Consider the following 16,286-nt stretch of genomic DNA (forward strand, 5'->3'; position numbering starts at 1 on the left):
GCCATGTCACTGCAATCCCTGGACATCATCCGCCGCTCGGCCACCACCACGCCCTCGCCGGAGGCGCGCGGTGCGCACACCGGCCAGGTCGCCAAGCTGATCGATGTGAGCAAGTGCATCGGCTGCAAGGCCTGCCAGGTCGCCTGCATGGAATGGAACGACCTGCGCGACGAGGTCGGCAGCTGCGTCGGCAGCTATGACAACCCGCCCGACCTGAGCGAACAGTCGTGGACGGTGATGAAGTTCCGCGAGTACGAGGACGAGAAGGGCAAGCTGGAGTGGCTGATCCGCAAGGAAGGCTGCATGCACTGCAGCGACCCGGGCTGCCTGAAGGCCTGCCCGTCGCCGGGCGCGATCATCCAGTACGCCAACGGCATCGTCGACTTCCAGGAAGAGAACTGCATCGGCTGCGGCTACTGCGTGACCGGCTGCCCGTTCGACGTGCCGCGCATCTCCAAGAAGGACCACAAGGCCTACAAGTGCACGCTGTGTTCGGACCGGGTGGCGGTGGGCCAGGAACCGGCCTGCGTGAAGACCTGCCCGACCGGTGCGATCACCTTCGGCAGCAAGCAGGCGATGACCGAGCATGCCGCCGGCCGCGTGGAGGACCTGAAATCGCGTGGCTACGAGAACGCCGGCCTGTATGACCCGCAGGGTGTGGGCGGCACCCACGTGATGTACGTGCTGCAGCATGTGGACAAGCCCGAGCTGTACGCCGACCTGCCCAAGGACCCGCGTATCAGCCCGATGGTGGAAGTCTGGAAGGGCGTGGCCAAGCCGCTGGGCGTGCTTGCAATTGCCGCTACCGCCTTCGCCGGCTTCCTGCATTACATCGGCATCGGCCGCAACACGGTCAATGACGAGGAAGAAGAGGAAGCCGAGCACGAGGCGAAGAAGATCGAAGAGGAGCAGCGGCCATGAAGTACGCCCCGCACCCGCGGCAGATCATCCGCTACCGCGCGCCGACCCGCATCAATCATTGGATCGTGGCGATCTGCTTCGTGCTGACGGCACTGTCCGGGTTGGCGTTGTTCCACCCTGCCCTGTTCCCGTTGACCCAGCTGTTCGGCGGCGGACCATGGACGCGCATCCTGCATCCGTTCATCGGCCTGGCCATGGTGGTGGGTTTTGCGCTGCTGGCTTTCCGTATGTGGCGCGACAATCTGCCGACCGCCGACGATGGCAAGTGGATGCGCGGCATGCGCGATGTGCTGCGCAACGAGGATGAGAAGCTGCCGCCGGTGGGCCGCTTCAATGCCGGCCAGAAACTGCTGTTCTGGGCCATCATTGGTTGCCTGTCGGCGCTGCTGCTGACCGGCTTCGTGATCTGGCGGCAGTACTTCAGCCACTTCTTCCCGATCGGGGTGATCCGCTTCTCGGTGCTCGCCCATGCGTTGTTCGGCTGGGTGCTGGTGTGCGCGATCGTGGTGCACATCTATGCAGCGATCTGGATCAAGGGCTCGGTGCGGGCGATGACCCAGGGCAAGGTGACCTACGGGTGGGCGTACAAGCACCACCGGCAGTGGTTCCGGGACATCCTGCGCGGACGGCGGGAACAGGGGTAGCGGCAGGGCCTGCGGCCCTGCACCCGCAGAAGCAACGTCAACGTCAACGTCAACGTCAAAGACAGGTCTCCTGCGAGATGGCGGGGTGGGTCCGGTTGCGGGGGACGCCGTAAACCCGTCCATGGGGGCTTGGCCGCGGCATCCATGCCGCGGACACCCCCGCAACCGGACCCACTCCGCCTTCAACAGTTTCCCGGTGCTGTTGGTGGGTGTCGACCTTGGTCGACACGATGAACACGGCAACAACCGATGGGGTCAGATCCGTTTTCCTATGGAAAACGGATCTGACCCCAACCATTTCAAATGGCCGTCTGTGCGCTGGACGCCGGCGCCTACAACGGCGAGGATGGAGGCTGGTTCTTCTGGCTGGCCCTGCATGGCGCAACGCATCCTTGAACCCGGTGAGATCGAGACGCTGGCCTCGCGCGATGTTCCGCGCATCATCCTGCCCGATACCGAGTCGCTGTTCGCCGCGCGCGCGGACCGGCTGCGCAGTCTGGCGGGAAACAGCGCCATCGGCGGTTACCTGCAGCTGCTGGCGGCACTGGCCGATGCGCAGCAGGCGCTGCTGGAGGATCTGACACCGCAGCAGCGCGAGGAACTTCAGGCGCAGGCGCGGACGCAGCAGTCGAGTGCGGCGGCCGGCGCCGGCATGCCGTTGCGACCTGCCAATACGCTTCAGCTGGATGGGCGTTGGCGCGACTGGCTGCGCACGCTGTGCCGGCACTGCGCCGACGAGGCCAGGCTGCCGGCGGAAACCCGGCACGAACTCCTGCGCGTCGCCGCCGCCGAGGATGCCTGGTTGGATGCACAGGCCCACGCCGTGCTGGAACGCGATGACGCGCCCGCGGTCGACGCAGTCGCTGCGCTGCTGGTGATGAATGCATTGCAGGTGTACTGGACAGTGCTGGCGGCCAGCTTCCGCCCCACCGACCTGAAGCCGCTGGCCGATGCGCCGGGGCTATGCCCGCTGTGCGGCACGTTGCCGGTGACCAGCGTGGTGCAGGCTCGTCCGCCCTACGCCTCCTACCGCTACCTGTCGTGCTCGCTGTGCGCCTGCCAGTGGCACTACGTGCGCGTGCAGTGCAGCCAGTGTGGTGCCGCCGGCAAGGACATCGCCTACCGCGCCCTGGCCGATGCCGACGGCGATACCGGCCAGGCCGTGCGCGAGAGCGCGGTGCGCGCGGAAACCTGCGACCACTGCCACAGCTACCGCAAGATCCTGTATCTGGAAAAGGACCCGTCACTGGAACCGGTGGCTGATGACCTCGGCACACTGGCGCTGGACCTGCTGCTGGGCGAGGAAGGCTACGCGCGTGCCAGCCAGAATCCACTGCTGTGGCAATCCGACAGCGACTGACCGATGCCACGCACGCCCCGCACCCCGGCATCGGCCGCCGCCCTGCCTTCGCTGGACAAGCTGCTGCGCCTGCCGGCGCTGTCGGCACTGATCGAAGATCACGGTCGCAGCCGCGTCACCCTGCTGCTGCGTTCGCACCTGCAGGCGCTGCGTGAGCGCATCAGTGCCGCGCAGCTCTCGGCCGAGCAGTTGCATCAGGCCATTGAAGGCCCGGCTCTGGTCGCGGCGCTCGACGCCGCCCTTGCCGCCGATGCACGGCTGGACCTGCAGCCGATGTTCAACCTGACCGGCACCGTGCTGCATACCAATCTTGGCCGCGCGCTGTTGCCCGATGCTGCCGTGCAGGCGGTCACCCGCGCGATGACCGCGCCGGTCGATCTGGAATTCGACATCACCCGCGGCCGCCGCGGCGACCGCGATGCACGGGTCCAGGCGCTGGTCTGCGAGCTGACCGGCGCCGAAGCCGCCACCGTGGTCAACAACAATGCCGCGGCGGTGCTGCTGCTGCTCAACAGCCTGGCCAACCGCCGCGAGGTGGTGGTATCGCGCGGCGAACTGGTGGAGATCGGCGGTGCCTTCCGTATTCCCGATGTGATGCGCAGTGCCGGCGCGCGGCTGCTGGAAGTGGGTACCACCAACCGCACTCATCCGGCCGACTTCGCCCATGCCATCGGCGCGCGCACCGCACTGCTGATGGAAGTGCATGCCAGCAACTACGCGATCACCGGCTTCACCGCCAAGGTCGACACGGCGGCAATGGCTGCCATCGCGCACGACCATGGCCTGCCGTTGGTGGTGGACCTGGGCAGCGGCAGCCTGTGTGACCTGGCGGCATTCGGCCTGCCACACGAGCCGACCGTGCAGGAAACACTGGCGGCCGGCGCCGATCTGGTCTCATTCAGCGGCGACAAGCTGCTGGGCGGGCCTCAGGCCGGCATCATCGCCGGCCGCGCCGACCTGATTGCACGTATCAACCGCAACCCGCTCAAGCGCGCGCTGCGCATGGACAAGATGGGCCTGGCCGCGCTGGAAGCGGTGCTGGCGCTGTACCGCGAAGCGGAGCTGCTGGCGAAACGGCTGCCGACCCTGCGCACCCTGTCGCGCACGCAGGATGACATGGATGTGCAGGCCCAGCGCCTGCTGCCGCCGATGCGGTCCGCGCTCGCCGCCGACTACGGTCTTGAACGGGCATCGATGCACAGCCAGATCGGCAGCGGTGCACAGCCACAGGCGCAGCTGGCCAGTGCCGGGCTGCGCATCACCACTGCGCACCGTGGCGGACTGGATCGCCTGGCCAAGCGCTTGCGTCAGCTGCCGCGCCCCGTGCTGGGACGCATCGCCGATGACGCGCTGTGGCTGGACCTGCGCTGCCTGGAACCGGCCGACGAAGCGGACTTCCTCGCCCAATGGAGCACGCTGCAGGCATGATCGTCGGCACCGCCGGGCATATCGACCATGGCAAGACAAGCCTGGTGCGGGCACTGACCGGCATCGAAACCGATCGCCTGCAGGAAGAGCGCACGCGCGGCATATCGATCGAACTGGGCTATGCCTATGTCCCGGTGGAAAGCTCGGACGGCACAGGCCCCGCCGCGACGCTGGGTTTCGTCGATGTGCCGGGCCATGAGCGTTTCGTGCACACGATGGTGGCCGGCGCCACCGGCATCGATGTCGCCCTGCTGGTGATCGCCGCCGACGACGGCGTGATGCCGCAGACCCGCGAGCATCTGGCGATCCTGCAGTTGCTGGGCGTGGATCGCGGCGCGGTGGCGCTGACCAAGATCGACCGCGTGGACGCCGCGCGCATCGCCCGGGTCGAGATCGAGATCGCCGCGCTGCTGGCCGCGACGCCGCTGCAGGATTCCCCCGTATTCGCCTGCAACAGCACTTCAGCCGATGACGCAGGCATCAACGCCTTGCGCGCCCACCTGCACGCATGGGCCGCGGGCGATGCCAACGCGCGCCAGGCCACGCTACGCGGCGAGCTGTTCCGCATGCCGGTGGACCGCGTGTTCTCGTTGGCGGGCCACGGCACATTGGTGACCGGCGCGGTGCATGGCGGCGTCGCCACAGTGGGCGAGCACCTGCAACTGATGCCCGCCGCCACCGATGTCCGCGTGCGCAGCATCCACGCGCAGAACCAGCCCAGCGAACACGCCATGGCCGGGCAGCGCTGCGCGTTGAACCTGGCCGCCATCGCCCGCGACGAGATTCATCGTGGCGACTGGATTGCCGACCCGCGCGCGCTGCTGGCCACCACCCGCATCGATGTGCGCCTTCGGCTGTCCCCACGGGCAGCTCCACTGCGCGACTGGGCACCCCTGCACATCCATTGGGGCACGATGCACCGGCAGGCTCATGTGGTTCTGCTGGAGGACGACGATCACGGCAATGGGCAGCTCGTGCAGCTGGTGTTCGAGGCGCCGGTCTGTGCGATGTGTGGTGATCGCTTCATCGCCCGCGATTCCGCCGCGACCCACACGCTGGGCGGTGGCGTCGTGCTCGACCCGGACCCGCCACAGCGGCGTCGGCGCAGCCCGGCACGGCTCGCATGGCTTGGGGCGCTGGAGCAGCTGGCCGCAGGTGCGGGAATCGGCCCGCCGTTGCAGCAGGCTCCCTTCGGCATTGCGATGGCCGCGTTGCAGCGTTACTGCCGGCGCGCCGCCGGTCAGATCGATCTGCCTGCGGACGCACAGCGTATCGTCACCCGCGATGACACGGTGATCATCCTCGCCTCGCACTGGCAGGCATTGCGCGAGCAGGTGATTGCCTCGCTGCGCGACTGGCACGAGCGACGCCCGGACGAACCCGGTGTCGACAGCGGCCGCCTGCAGCGCAGCACCCTGCCCGCACTGGCGAGCAACCTGTGGAATGCCCTGCTGCAGGACCTGCTGGCCGATGGCACGCTGCAGCGCGTGGGCGCCTGGTGGCGCCTGCCCGGCCATGACCATGCGCCACCGGAGCGCGAACGTCTTCTGCTGGAACGTGTGCTTCCGCAGCTGCACGCCGGTGGTTTCGATCCGCCGTGGGTGCGCACCCTGGCCGCCGACTTCGGCCTGGCCGAAGACGAGGTCCGCGCGATCCTGCGCCGGGCCGCAGCCCGCGGCGACCTGTTCCAGGTGGTGCCTGACCTGTTCTATGCACCGGCCCGCATCACCGAGCTCGCCGCGATCGTCGCGCAGCTGTCACAGGCCACCGGCACGGTGGATGCGGCGGCCTTCCGCGATGCCATCGGCCTGGGCCGCAAACGCAGCATCCAGATCTTGGAGTTCTTCAATCGCGTTGGCTACACTCGACGCGTCGGTGACCAGCATCGTCCGCGCGGCGACCTGCAGTGGAACGCAGCGCGCGACTGAGCCCACCGGTACCGCCGTACTTTCGGAAGGCATGCGCATCCGGGCATGCGGCTGGGCTTCAAACCCAGTAGGGGGCGTCGATCGTTCCCTGGTAGGTTCGACTCCTGCTGCCTTCCGCCATTCGTGTTTCCGCAGGAGATGTCGGCATGGCCACGCACGCGCAGTCCCCCGCTCCTTCAACGGCCGATGCCCCGCAACGACTGACCTCGCTGGCCCACGGTGGCGGCTGCGGCTGCAAGATCGCCCCGGGCGTGCTTTCCGAACTGCTGCGCGGCGTTCCAGCGCTTCCGGCACCGGCCGAACTGCTGGTCGGCCGTGAGACCAGCGACGACGCGGCGGTGTACCGCCTCGATGACCGACAGGCGATCGTCGCCACCACCGATTTCTTCATGCCGATCGTCGACGATCCGTTCGACTTCGGCCGCATCGCCGCCACCAATGCCTTGTCGGACCTGTACGCGATGGGCGCACGCCCGCTGTTCGCACTGGCCATCGTCGGCATGCCGATCAATACGCTGCCGCAGGACACCATCCGCGGCATCCTGCAGGGCGGCGAACGCGCCTGCGCCGATGCCGGCATCGTGGTGGCTGGTGGCCACAGCATCGATTCGGTGGAACCCATCTACGGCCTGGCCGCGATCGGCGTGCTCGATCCGCAGCGGCTCAAGCGCAATGCCGATGCCCGCGCCGGCGATGTGCTGGTGCTGGGCAAGCCGCTGGGCGTGGGCGTGTATTCGTCGGCGTTGAAGAAGGAAGTGCTGGACACCGACGGCTACCGGCAGATGATCGAGTCGACCACCCGCCTGAACAGCGTGGGCGTGCCCCTTGCCGCGCTGGAGGGCGTGCATGCGATGACCGACGTCACCGGCTTCGGCCTGCTCGGCCACCTGCTGGAAGTGTGCCGCGCCAGTGGTGTCGCTGCCGAGGTGGACAGTGCACAGGTGCCGCTGCTGCCACAGGCGCTGGACCTGCTGCAACGCGGCTGCGTGACTGGCGCCTCGAACCGCAACTGGGCCTCGTATGGCGCCGAGGTGCGCTTCGACGAGGGCTTGGCCGCCCACTGGCAGCCGCTGCTGACCGACCCGCAGACCAGCGGCGGCCTGCTGGTGTCCTGTGCCCCGGAAGCGGTGGATGCGGTGCTGGCCTGCTTCCACGACGCCGGGTTCGGCCAGGCGGCCGTGGTGGGGCGTTTGGGCGAAGGAGCGCCGGGCGTCAGCGTGCGCTGATGCACTGAAACGACAAGGGCGCCCGAAGGCGCCCTTGCTGTATCGCTGGATGCAACATCACTCGATGTTCTGCACCTGTTCGCGGATCTGGTCGATCAGCACCTTCAGCTCCACCGCGGCATTGGACGTACGGCTGTCCACCGACTTCGACCCCAGCGTATTGGCTTCGCGGTTGAACTCCTGCAGCAGGAAGTCCAGGCGGCGGCCGACCGGCTCGCGTTGCTTGAGCACGCGGCGGATCTCGACGATGTGGCTGCCGAGGCGGTCCAGCTCTTCATCCACGTCCAGCTTCTGCAGCCACAGCACCAGCTCCTGCTCGGCGCGGCCGGGGTCGACCGGGTGCGGCAGGTCAGCCAGGCGTGCGGCCAGCTTGGCGCGCTGGCCGTCGCGAATGGCCGGAATCAAGGTGCGCACTTCGGTAGCGATGCGTTCGATACCGTCCACGCGTTCGCTGATGGCAGCCGACAACTTGCCGCCTTCGCGCTCACGGGCCTCGACGAAGCCGTCCAGCACCTGGTCCAGCAGGGCCAGTGCCTCGACCTGCAGGGCGGCGGCGTCGGTCGCCTCGCCACGGGTCACGCCCGGCAGCTGCAGCAGGTCGGTGAAGCTGACCTGCAGGTTCGGGAAATCGGAGGTCAGGCGGTGGGCCAGGCGGCCCAGCTGGCCCAGCAGGGCCTCGTCCACCTGCAGGTTGGCGGCGGCTTCCGGCGCGCGCAGGCGCATCACCAGATCCAGCTTGCCGCGGCTCAGGCGCGCGGCGATACGCTCGCGCAGCTGCGGTTCGAGCGCCCGCAGTTCCTCGGGCAGGCGGGTGCCGACCTCCAGGAAGCGGTGGTTGACCGAGCGCAGCTCGCAGCCCAGCGTGCCCCACGGGGTGACCCGCTCGCCGCCGGCGTAGGCGGTCATGCTTCGAATCATGGATTGTGTCCGGTGCGTGCAAAGGGGGAATGGTACCCTAGCGCCCTCACCAGAGCCCCCTTGCCCGCCCCGTGAAGGCCGCGGGCGTGGCGGCGTACTCCCTCGCCATTACGGAACCCGCACCATGTCCGATTCCCGCCCCAGCGGCCGCCAGCCCGACCAGCTCCGCCCGGTCGTCATCCAACGCGGCTTCACCCGCCACGCCGAAGGTTCGGTACTGGTCTGCTTCGGTGAAACCCGCGTGCTGTGCACCGCCAGCGTCGAGAACCGCGTGCCGGGCTTCCTGCGCGGCAAGGGCGAAGGCTGGGTGACCGCCGAGTACGGCATGCTGCCGCGCGCCACCCACACCCGCAGCGACCGCGAAGCGGCCCGTGGCAAACAGGGCGGCCGCACGCTGGAGATCCAGCGCCTGATCGGCCGCAGCCTGCGTGCCTGCGTGGACCGCAACGCGCTGGGCGAGCGCACCATCACCCTCGACTGCGACGTGCTGCAGGCCGACGGTGGCACCCGCACCGCTGCCATCACCGGCGCCTACGTGGCCCTGGTCGATGCGGTGAACGTGCTGATGAAGCGCGGCGACATCAAGCGCAACCCGATCCTGGGCGCGGTGGCAGCGGTGTCGGTGGGCGTGTACCGCGGCACCCCGGTGCTGGACCTGGACTACGCCGAAGACAGCGACTGCGACACCGACATGAACGTGGTGATGAACGACGGTGGCGGCTTCATCGAACTGCAGGGCACCGCCGAAGGCCATGCCTTCCGTCGCGACGAGCTGGACGCGCTGCTGGGCCTGGCCGAAAAGGGCGTGCGCGAACTGCTGGACGCACAGCAGGCGGCGCTGTCGGCATGAACCGGCGCATCGCCCTGACCACCCTGGTGGTAGCCGACTATGACGAAGCCATCGCCTGGTACACCGGAAAGCTCGGCTTCGCGCTGCTGGAGGACATCGACCAGGGCCACAAGCGCTGGGTGGTGGTGGGGCCGACCGACGGCAGCGCTGCCGCCCTGCTGCTGGCCCGTGCCAGCGACGAGGAACAGCGCAGCCGCATCGGCAACCAGACCGGTGGCCGCGTCGCCTTCTTCCTCAACACCGACGACTTCCACCGCGACCACGCGGCGATGCTGGCCGCCGGGGTCGAGTTCCTGGAAGCGCCGCGCGAAGAACCCTATGCAACGGTCGCGGTGTTCCGCGACCTGTATGGCAACACCTGGGACCTGCTGGAGCCCCGTCAATGAAGAAACTGGTACTGGCCAGCCACAATGCCGGCAAGCTGGTGGAGATGCAGGAGATCCTCGCCGACCTGCCGCTGCAGATCACCTCGGCCGCCGAGCTGGGCCTGGGCGACGTGGAAGAGACCGGCCTGACCTTCGTCGAGAACGCGCTGCTGAAGGCGCGCGCGGCCTGCGAAGCGACCGGCCTGCCGGCGCTGGCCGATGATTCGGGCCTGATCGTCGATGCCCTCGGCGGTGCACCGGGCCTGTACAGCGCGCGTTATGCCGGCCACCCGACCAACGCCGCAGCCAACAATGCCAAGCTGCTGGAAGCGATGGCCGACATTCCCGATGGCCAGCGCGGCGCCCGCTTCTATGCGGTGATCGTGCTGCTGCGCCACGCCACCGACCCGCAGCCTCTGATCTGCGAAGGCCGCTGGGAAGGGCAGATCATCCGCGAACTGCGCGGCACGAATGGTTTCGGCTACAACCCGGTGTTCCTGGACACCACCCACGGCCTGACCGCCGCGGAGATGGAGCCGGCCCTGAAGAACGCCATCAGCCACCGTGCCATTGCCCTGCAGCAGCTCAAGCAGCAGCTGGCGACGCTGTACTGACGCCACCCGATCGAACCAGGGAAGCCGGCCAGCGGCCGGCACTACCGAAGAAGCCCATGCCGCACGCCCACGATCACTGCAACCACCTGCCCGGCGAAGCCTGCTCCGCTGACCACGACAGCCCGCCGCGACTGGTGCCACCACCGCTGTCGTTGTACGTGCACCTGCCGTGGTGCGTGCGCAAATGCCCGTACTGCGATTTCAATTCGCACCAGGCCAAGGGCGAACTGCCGTTCGATGCCTACATCGATGCCCTGCTGCGCGACCTCGACCAGGACCTGCCGCTGGTCTGGGGCCGGGTGGTGCACAGCGTGTTCTTCGGTGGCGGTACCCCCAGCCTGTTCCCGCCGGAAGCGATCGACCGCTTCCTGCAGCAGGCCAGCGCACGCCTGCGCTTCGCACCCAACGCAGAAATCACCCTGGAAACCAACCCGGGCACCGCCGAGCATGGCCGTTTCGACCGCTACCGCGCGGCCGGCGTGAACCGCCTCAGCTTCGGCATCCAGAGTTTCGACGACGCCATGCTCAAGCGCCTGGGCCGCATCCACGACAGCGGCGAGGCCGAGCGCGCGGTGAAGATGGCGCAGGACGCGGGCTACGACAATTTCAACATCGACCTGATGTACGCGCTGCCGGAACAGACCCTGGCCGGTGCCGAGGCTGATCTGGAACGTGCGTTCGCGCTGCAGCCGGCGCATATCTCGCACTACCAGCTGACCCTGGAACCGAACACGGTGTTCTTCGCGCGGCCGCCGCAGGGTATTCCCGACGAAGACAACGCCTGGGACATGCAGGAACACTGCCAGGCGCTGCTGGCGCAGGCCGGCTTCGGCCAGTACGAGGTCAGCGCCTATGCGCGCCCCGGCCGGCAGAGCGCGCACAACCTGAACTACTGGCGTTTCGGCGATTACCTGGGCATCGGTGCCGGCGCACACGGCAAGATCAGCTCGGGCGCCGAGGAACACGTTCTGCGCCGCTGGAAGCTGAAGCACCCGCAGGCCTACCTGGACAGCGCCGGCACTCCGGCCTCGTTCGGTGGTGACGACGTGATCGCAGCAGAGCGCCTGCCGTTCGAGTACATGCTCAACCTGCTGCGCCTGCACGAAGGTTTCGGCCTGCGCGATTTCGAGTCGCGCACCGGGCTGCCACGCAGCGTGCTGGATGCCCCCCTGGCCGAGGCCGTTCAGCGCGGCTGGCTGGACGTGACGGATGGCCATGTGCAGCCGACCGAGCTGGGCCGCCGTTTCACCAACGATGTGGTGAGCCTGTTCCTGGAGGAATAAGGCTTCCGCCGTAGCCGGTAGTGCCGGCCGCTGGCCGGCATTACAGTGAAGACAGCGCTGCCGGCCAGCAGCGGGCACTACCGTTCATCCGTCGGCGCTGCCCAGCGAACGTGAGACACGTTCACCCTAAAGTAGCGCCGACTGCGGCCGACACGGTAGATTCACAGGATCGATCCGCGGGAATCCGGGTACCGCTCGCCGATGTCAGCTGTCTTTTCCATCACCTCTGCCGACAAAGCCCGCCTGGCCGCCAGCGACCTGCCACCGCGGGTGCGTGAGCTGCTGGGTGCGTTGATCGGCCTGTGCCGGCAAACGCTGGCCGCGCCCCTGATCCTGACCGTCGAAGCGCTGGAGCAGACGCTGCTGCACGACGCCGACCGCGCACGCAATCCGATGCAGCAGGCGGACCTGATGGCCCAGCGCGGCCAGCTGCACGCCTTCGCCGGCCACTTCGCCGACCGCATGCTTGATGCCGTGGCCGAGGCGCTGGTGGGCCTGCGCGCGCCGTCCACCGCCGCGGCGGCCCATGCTTCGCCGCCGCCGCTGCCGGGCATGCTCGGCCTGTCGCTGGTCGATGAGCATGAGGTGGATCGCGACCTGCTGCTGACCGAGATGATCCGGCGCGAGACGCTGCGTTCAACCAATACGCTGAACCTGCTGGGCCAGCGCCTGGGCGTGCTTGCAGCGGCGCCGGCGTTCGAGGCCGACACCCTGCCACTGGCACCACAGGCCCTGTGCGCGATGGTGCGCCGGATCGCCGAACAGGACGCGCTCGGCGTGGAGGTGCAGCTTGCGCTGTACCGCAGCTTCGAGCGGCAGGTGCTGGAACGCCTGGGCGATGTGCTGGACCGCGCCAATGCGCTGCTGGCCCAGCACGGCGTGCTGCCGGGCCTGGTCTACACCCCGTACCTGGCGCGCTCGTCGAGCACCCGGCGGATCATCACCCAGTCAGTGGGGGGCGGCCGCGCAACCCAGCCAGCCAAGCGTGCCGCCGCGCCGTTGACCGGCTGGAACGGCTCCGCTCCCGCCGGTTCCTGGTCGAACCTGGTGCAGGACGCCTTCAACGATGCGGTCGCCCCGGGTGCCGCAGCCCCGGGCGTGACCACGTCCACCGGCAGTGCGCTGCATGAACTGCTGCAACAGGCGCGCCACGCCACGGCGCCCCCCGCGGATGCCGCTGCCGTGCCCAGTGCAGCCGTCGATGCGGTCCTCGCGCGGCTGCAGGCCCAGTCCAGCGCGGCCACCGGCGTCGCCGACCTGCAGGCTGCGGTGGTCGCCCAGCTGCGCAGCGAGCACGGCGCGCAGGCCCAGCTGGGCAGCCACGACCGCGACAACCTCGACCTGCTGCGCATGCTGATGCAGCAGGTGCAGCAACAGCAGCGCCCCGACCCGGTGCCGGCCGCCCTGCTGGCGCGCCTGCAGGTACCGCTGGCGCGTGCGGCGATGGCCGACCCTGGCTTCTTCGTGCGCGACGAACACCCCGCACGCGAACTGCTCAACCAGATTGCCGAAGTCGGCGCCAACTGGCTGGGCGACGATGATGTGGACCCCCAGCTGCTGCAACGCATGGCGCAGAGCGTGCAGGGCCTGCTCGGCCAGGACGCGCGCTCGCCCGAGGCCTTCGCCACCGCCAACGAAGACGTGCAGCAGCACCAGCGCGCGGCGGCCCATCGCGCCGAATTGGCCGAGCGCCGCCACGTCGAGGCAGCACGCGGCAAGGAACGACTGGAACTGGCACGTCGCCAGGCCAATGCGCAGATCGACCAGTGCTGCGACGCACAGGAACCGCCACGCTTCGTGCAGACCCTGCTGCGCCAGGCCTGGGCCGATGCACTCACCCTCACCCGCCTGCGCCACGGCGACGATTCACCGCAGTGGCAGGAGCGCCTGCACCAGACCGAGCGCATCGCTGCGGTGACCGCGCAGGCCGTCGACGCGCCCGGTGGTACCGATACCTCGCTGGCCAGCGATGTGGAGTCCGCGCTGGTGCAGGTCGGCTATCACGCCGAAGAAGCAGCCGCCGTTGCCCGCCGCCTGGCCACGCCCGGTGGCGAGGACGAAAGCACCTCGCGCACTGAACTCAGTGCCCGGCTGAAGGCGCGTGCACGGTTGGGCGAACATGCCGCCAGCGGCGGCGGCAATGCGTCGCTGGCACCGCGCAGCAGTGCTGAAGAGGCCGCCTACCAGCAGCTGGCCACCCTGCCCTTCGGCAGCTGGTTCGACATCGACAGCGGTGACGGCACCCTGCGCCGGCAGCGCCTGTCCTGGTACAGCCTGCTGACCGGCCACGCCCTGTTCGTCAATCCGCGCGGGCAGAAGATCGCCGATACCGACCTCGACACGCTGGCCCGGCAGATCAGCGCCGGGCGCGCGCAGCTGGTCACCGAAGAAAAGGGCCGGCTGGTCGATCGCGCGTGGCAGGCCAGCCTCGGTGCGCTGCGCGCGCTGGCCGGCGGCCGTTCCAGGGAGACCTCCGTTTGAACACCCAACCACCGCAGGACACGCGCCGCGCGCCGCGCCGCCAGGTCTCGGACCTGGTACCGGTCACCGACCAGATGCGCGAAAGCGTGGTGGGCCGGCTCGGCAATGTCTCCGAGACCGGCATGCTGATGCTGGCCAGCACGCCGCTGCGCGAGGATGCGCTGTACCAGTTCCGCTTCCCGTTGCCGATGGGCGACGGCCGCCACGAGGCCATCGACGTGGGCGTGCACCTGCTGTGGAGCGAACCGGCGCATGCGCCGGGCCAGAGCTGGACCGGCTTCCGTTTCCTCACCCTGTCACGCGAGCATCGGCAGCTGCTGCGCCAGTGGGTCGGCGAAGACAGCGACGAGGGGCCGGTTTCGACGGCCTGAGTGCCGGTTCCAGCACAGCGGTTTTTCCCGGTATGCGGCAGAATCTAGGGCCGTTTTCCGTGTCGAGCCACCGCAATGACCCAGCAAGACCCCGGCGCCCTTTATCCCGACCACCTGGCCGTGCTGTGCCGACGTGCCGAACAGGCGCTGGCCCGCGGCGGCTTCGATCACCTGGTGGTGCCCAGTGGCACCCTGCACTACCAGGTGTTCGACGATCGCGACTACCCGTACGCGGTCAATCCGCAGTTCAAGGCCTGGCTGCCGCTGACCCGGGTGCCCAACAGCTGGATCGTGTTCACCCCCGGCAAGCGCCCGGCGGTGATCTTCCACCAGCCCTTCGACTACTGGCACGTGGTGCCGGGTGCGCCGAGCGGCTGGTGGGTGGAGCACTTCGACATCCACATCATCCGCAAGTCCGAAGACGCGCTCGCCCTGTTGCCGGCCGATCCGTCGCGCTGCGCGATCCTCGGCGAGCCGCAGAGCGCGCTGGGCAACTACGTGCCCAACAACCCGGCGGCAGTGGTGAATTACCTGGAATGGCACCGCGGCAGCAAGACGCCGTATGAAATCGCGCTGATGCGCCAGGCGCAGGTGCTGGGCGTGCGCGGCCACCGCGCCGCCGAGGCCGCATTCCGCAACGGCGCCGACGAATTCAGCATCCACATGGCGTACTGCCAGGCCGTCGGCCAGGATGCCAACGAGCTGCCCTACGGCAACATCGTGGCGCTGAATGAACATGCCGCCGTGCTGCATTACACCGAGCTGGGCCGCAAGGCACCGCAGCCGCTGCGCAGCTTCCTGATCGATGCCGGCGCCAGCGCGCACGGCTATGCCAGCGACATCACCCGCACCTACGCCGCGCAGGGCCACGACGAATTCGCGGCGATGATCGCCGCCGTCGACGCCGCCCAGCAGCAGATGTGCGCGGCGGTGCGGCCGGGCTTCGACTACAAGCAGCTGCACGTGGACGCACATCTTTCACTGATGGGCGTACTGAAGGACTTCGGCGTGATCAAGGTGTCGCCGCAGACCGCAGTTGAAACCGGCGTCAGCGCCGCGTTCTTCCCGCACGGCATCGGCCACCTGATCGGCCTGCAGGTGCACGACGTGGCCGGTTTCGCAGCCAGCGACGAGGGTGGCCGCATCGAGCGCCCGGCGGGCCATCCGTACCTGCGCCTGACCCGCGTACTGGAACCGGGCATGGTGGTGACCATCGAACCGGGCCTGTACTTCATCGACATGCTGTTGAACGAAGTGAAGGACGCCGGCCATGGCGATGCGATCAACTGGGACCGCGTGGACTTCTTCCGTCCGTATGGCGGCATCCGCATCGAAGACGAGGTGCTGTGCACCGAGGGCGAAGCGGACAACCTGACGCGGCCGGAGTTTGCGGCGGCCAACGGCTGAGCCCCTCGTGGTTGGCCGCTTGGAGCAAAAGCCGCGCTTGGCGGTGCGGGTGGGCCATGCAGGGGACGCTGCAAGTACGTCCCTGTAAGCTCGATGGCGCCATCCATGGCGCCAACGCCCCTGCATGGCCCACCCGCCCCACCTTTGACAGTTTCCTGCGCGCGTCCAACCACGGAAAAGACAAAAGAAAGTCAAAAGCGGGTCGCTCGCTGCGCTCGCTCCGTGTCGACCAAGGTCGACACCTACCAACAGCCGCAGCAGCCAGTAGATCCACGCCATGCGTGGATGATTCATTCGATATCTGACAGATGTGCCGACCAACGGTCGGCACCCACCAACAGCCGCGTGAACCTGTCGAAGGCGGGGCACTGTGGGCTTGCGGGGTGTGAGCGGCATGGATGCCGCGACCAAGCCCCCATGGACGGGTTTACGGCGTCCCCGCAAACCCACAGTGCCCCGCCGTCTCACGGAATGCCCGCTGTTGCTGTTG

General features: G+C 68.4%; 14 protein-coding genes and 1 tRNA gene. 14 read left to right on the forward strand and 1 reads right to left on the reverse strand.

Annotated elements, in window-relative coordinates:
* Positions 1-3: 3 nt before the first annotated feature.
* From fdxH to selD, 7 genes are all read left to right on the forward strand, one after another.
* Positions 4-921 carry a formate dehydrogenase subunit beta gene (fdxH, locus tag ACXI0D_RS04500; protein WP_012481154.1) on the forward strand — a complete coding sequence of 306 codons (918 nt, stop codon included), beginning with the start codon at positions 4-6 and terminating at the stop codon, positions 919-921.
* Entirely contained in the window at positions 918-1,565 is a 648-nt protein-coding gene (locus ACXI0D_RS04505; protein WP_014038337.1) for a formate dehydrogenase subunit gamma, read from the forward strand. The genes fdxH and ACXI0D_RS04505 overlap by 4 nt, the downstream gene beginning before the upstream one ends.
* A 376-nt stretch (positions 1,566-1,941) precedes the next feature.
* Positions 1,942-2,925 (forward strand): formate dehydrogenase accessory protein FdhE, encoded by a 984-nt coding sequence (gene fdhE / locus ACXI0D_RS04510; RefSeq protein WP_049446530.1) that lies wholly within the window; start codon positions 1,942-1,944, stop codon positions 2,923-2,925.
* Between the two features lie 3 nt (positions 2,926-2,928).
* A complete protein-coding gene (gene selA, locus ACXI0D_RS04515) occupies positions 2,929-4,353 on the forward strand; it encodes an L-seryl-tRNA(Sec) selenium transferase (protein WP_101766019.1) in 1,425 nt (474 codons plus the stop codon).
* The gene (selB, locus tag ACXI0D_RS04520) at positions 4,350-6,281 is read left to right on the forward strand and encodes a selenocysteine-specific translation elongation factor (RefSeq protein ID WP_101766444.1); all 1,932 of its coding nucleotides are present in this window, start codon (positions 4,350-4,352) and stop codon (positions 6,279-6,281) included. The genes selA and selB overlap by 4 nt, the downstream gene beginning before the upstream one ends.
* A 24-nt stretch (positions 6,282-6,305) precedes the next feature.
* Positions 6,306-6,401: transfer RNA gene (locus tag ACXI0D_RS04525), tRNA-Sec, on the forward strand.
* 26 nt (positions 6,402-6,427) lie between these two features.
* Positions 6,428-7,507, forward strand: coding sequence for a selenide, water dikinase SelD (selD, locus tag ACXI0D_RS04530; RefSeq protein WP_101766020.1), 1,080 nt, complete (start codon positions 6,428-6,430; stop codon positions 7,505-7,507).
* 57 nt (positions 7,508-7,564) lie between these two features.
* Here the strand turns inward: selD and ACXI0D_RS04535 are convergent, their stop codons facing one another.
* Entirely contained in the window at positions 7,565-8,425 is an 861-nt protein-coding gene (locus ACXI0D_RS04535; protein WP_019661992.1) for a YicC/YloC family endoribonuclease, read from the reverse strand.
* 124 nt (positions 8,426-8,549) lie between these two features.
* On the opposite strand from ACXI0D_RS04535, the gene rph reads away from it, so the two are divergent.
* From rph to pepQ, 7 genes are all read left to right on the forward strand, one after another.
* Positions 8,550-9,275 carry a ribonuclease PH gene (gene rph / locus ACXI0D_RS04540; RefSeq protein ID WP_012512000.1) on the forward strand — a complete coding sequence of 242 codons (726 nt, stop codon included), beginning with the start codon at positions 8,550-8,552 and terminating at the stop codon, positions 9,273-9,275.
* Positions 9,272-9,661, forward strand: coding sequence for a VOC family protein (locus ACXI0D_RS04545; RefSeq protein ID WP_032956062.1), 390 nt, complete (start codon positions 9,272-9,274; stop codon positions 9,659-9,661). Before rph ends, ACXI0D_RS04545 begins: the two co-directional genes overlap by 4 nt.
* A complete protein-coding gene (rdgB, locus tag ACXI0D_RS04550; RefSeq protein WP_049446541.1) occupies positions 9,658-10,254 on the forward strand; it encodes an RdgB/HAM1 family non-canonical purine NTP pyrophosphatase in 597 nt (198 codons plus the stop codon). Before ACXI0D_RS04545 ends, rdgB begins: the two co-directional genes overlap by 4 nt.
* Before the next feature lie 56 nt (positions 10,255-10,310).
* Entirely contained in the window at positions 10,311-11,537 is a 1,227-nt protein-coding gene (gene hemW, locus ACXI0D_RS04555) for a radical SAM family heme chaperone HemW (protein ID WP_049446544.1), read from the forward strand.
* Between the two features lie 201 nt (positions 11,538-11,738).
* Complete coding sequence (locus ACXI0D_RS04560; RefSeq protein ID WP_119006736.1) at positions 11,739-14,018, forward strand: DUF1631 family protein; 2,280 nt, start codon at positions 11,739-11,741, stop codon at positions 14,016-14,018.
* Positions 14,015-14,389 carry a PilZ domain-containing protein gene (locus ACXI0D_RS04565; protein WP_014038349.1) on the forward strand — a complete coding sequence of 125 codons (375 nt, stop codon included), beginning with the start codon at positions 14,015-14,017 and terminating at the stop codon, positions 14,387-14,389. The genes ACXI0D_RS04560 and ACXI0D_RS04565 overlap by 4 nt, the downstream gene beginning before the upstream one ends.
* Positions 14,390-14,464: 75 nt before the next feature.
* Positions 14,465-15,796 (forward strand): Xaa-Pro dipeptidase, encoded by a 1,332-nt coding sequence (gene pepQ, locus ACXI0D_RS04570; RefSeq protein ID WP_119006737.1) that lies wholly within the window; start codon positions 14,465-14,467, stop codon positions 15,794-15,796.
* Positions 15,797-16,286 lie beyond the last annotated feature (490 nt).

Source organism: Stenotrophomonas sp. C9D9 (genome assembly GCF_056491205.1).

Excerpts from the sequence above, each read along its gene's own strand:
- fdxH (WP_012481154.1), top strand. The coding sequence starts at position 4 with ATGTCACTGCAATCCCTGGACATCATCCGCCGCTCGGCCACCACCACG.
- ACXI0D_RS04505 (WP_014038337.1), top strand. The coding sequence starts at position 918 with ATGAAGTACGCCCCGCACCCGCGGCAGATCATCCGCTACCGCGCGCCG.
- fdhE (WP_049446530.1), top strand. The coding sequence starts at position 1,942 with ATGGCGCAACGCATCCTTGAACCCGGTGAGATCGAGACGCTGGCCTCG.
- selA (WP_101766019.1), top strand. The coding sequence starts at position 2,929 with ATGCCACGCACGCCCCGCACCCCGGCATCGGCCGCCGCCCTGCCTTCG.
- selB (WP_101766444.1), top strand. The coding sequence starts at position 4,350 with ATGATCGTCGGCACCGCCGGGCATATCGACCATGGCAAGACAAGCCTG.
- selD (WP_101766020.1), top strand. The coding sequence starts at position 6,428 with ATGGCCACGCACGCGCAGTCCCCCGCTCCTTCAACGGCCGATGCCCCG.
- ACXI0D_RS04535 (WP_019661992.1), bottom strand. The coding sequence starts at position 8,425 with ATGATTCGAAGCATGACCGCCTACGCCGGCGGCGAGCGGGTCACCCCG.
- rph (WP_012512000.1), top strand. The coding sequence starts at position 8,550 with ATGTCCGATTCCCGCCCCAGCGGCCGCCAGCCCGACCAGCTCCGCCCG.
- ACXI0D_RS04545 (WP_032956062.1), top strand. The coding sequence starts at position 9,272 with ATGAACCGGCGCATCGCCCTGACCACCCTGGTGGTAGCCGACTATGAC.
- rdgB (WP_049446541.1), top strand. The coding sequence starts at position 9,658 with ATGAAGAAACTGGTACTGGCCAGCCACAATGCCGGCAAGCTGGTGGAG.
- hemW (WP_049446544.1), top strand. The coding sequence starts at position 10,311 with ATGCCGCACGCCCACGATCACTGCAACCACCTGCCCGGCGAAGCCTGC.
- ACXI0D_RS04560 (WP_119006736.1), top strand. The coding sequence starts at position 11,739 with ATGTCAGCTGTCTTTTCCATCACCTCTGCCGACAAAGCCCGCCTGGCC.
- pepQ (WP_119006737.1), top strand. The coding sequence starts at position 14,465 with ATGACCCAGCAAGACCCCGGCGCCCTTTATCCCGACCACCTGGCCGTG.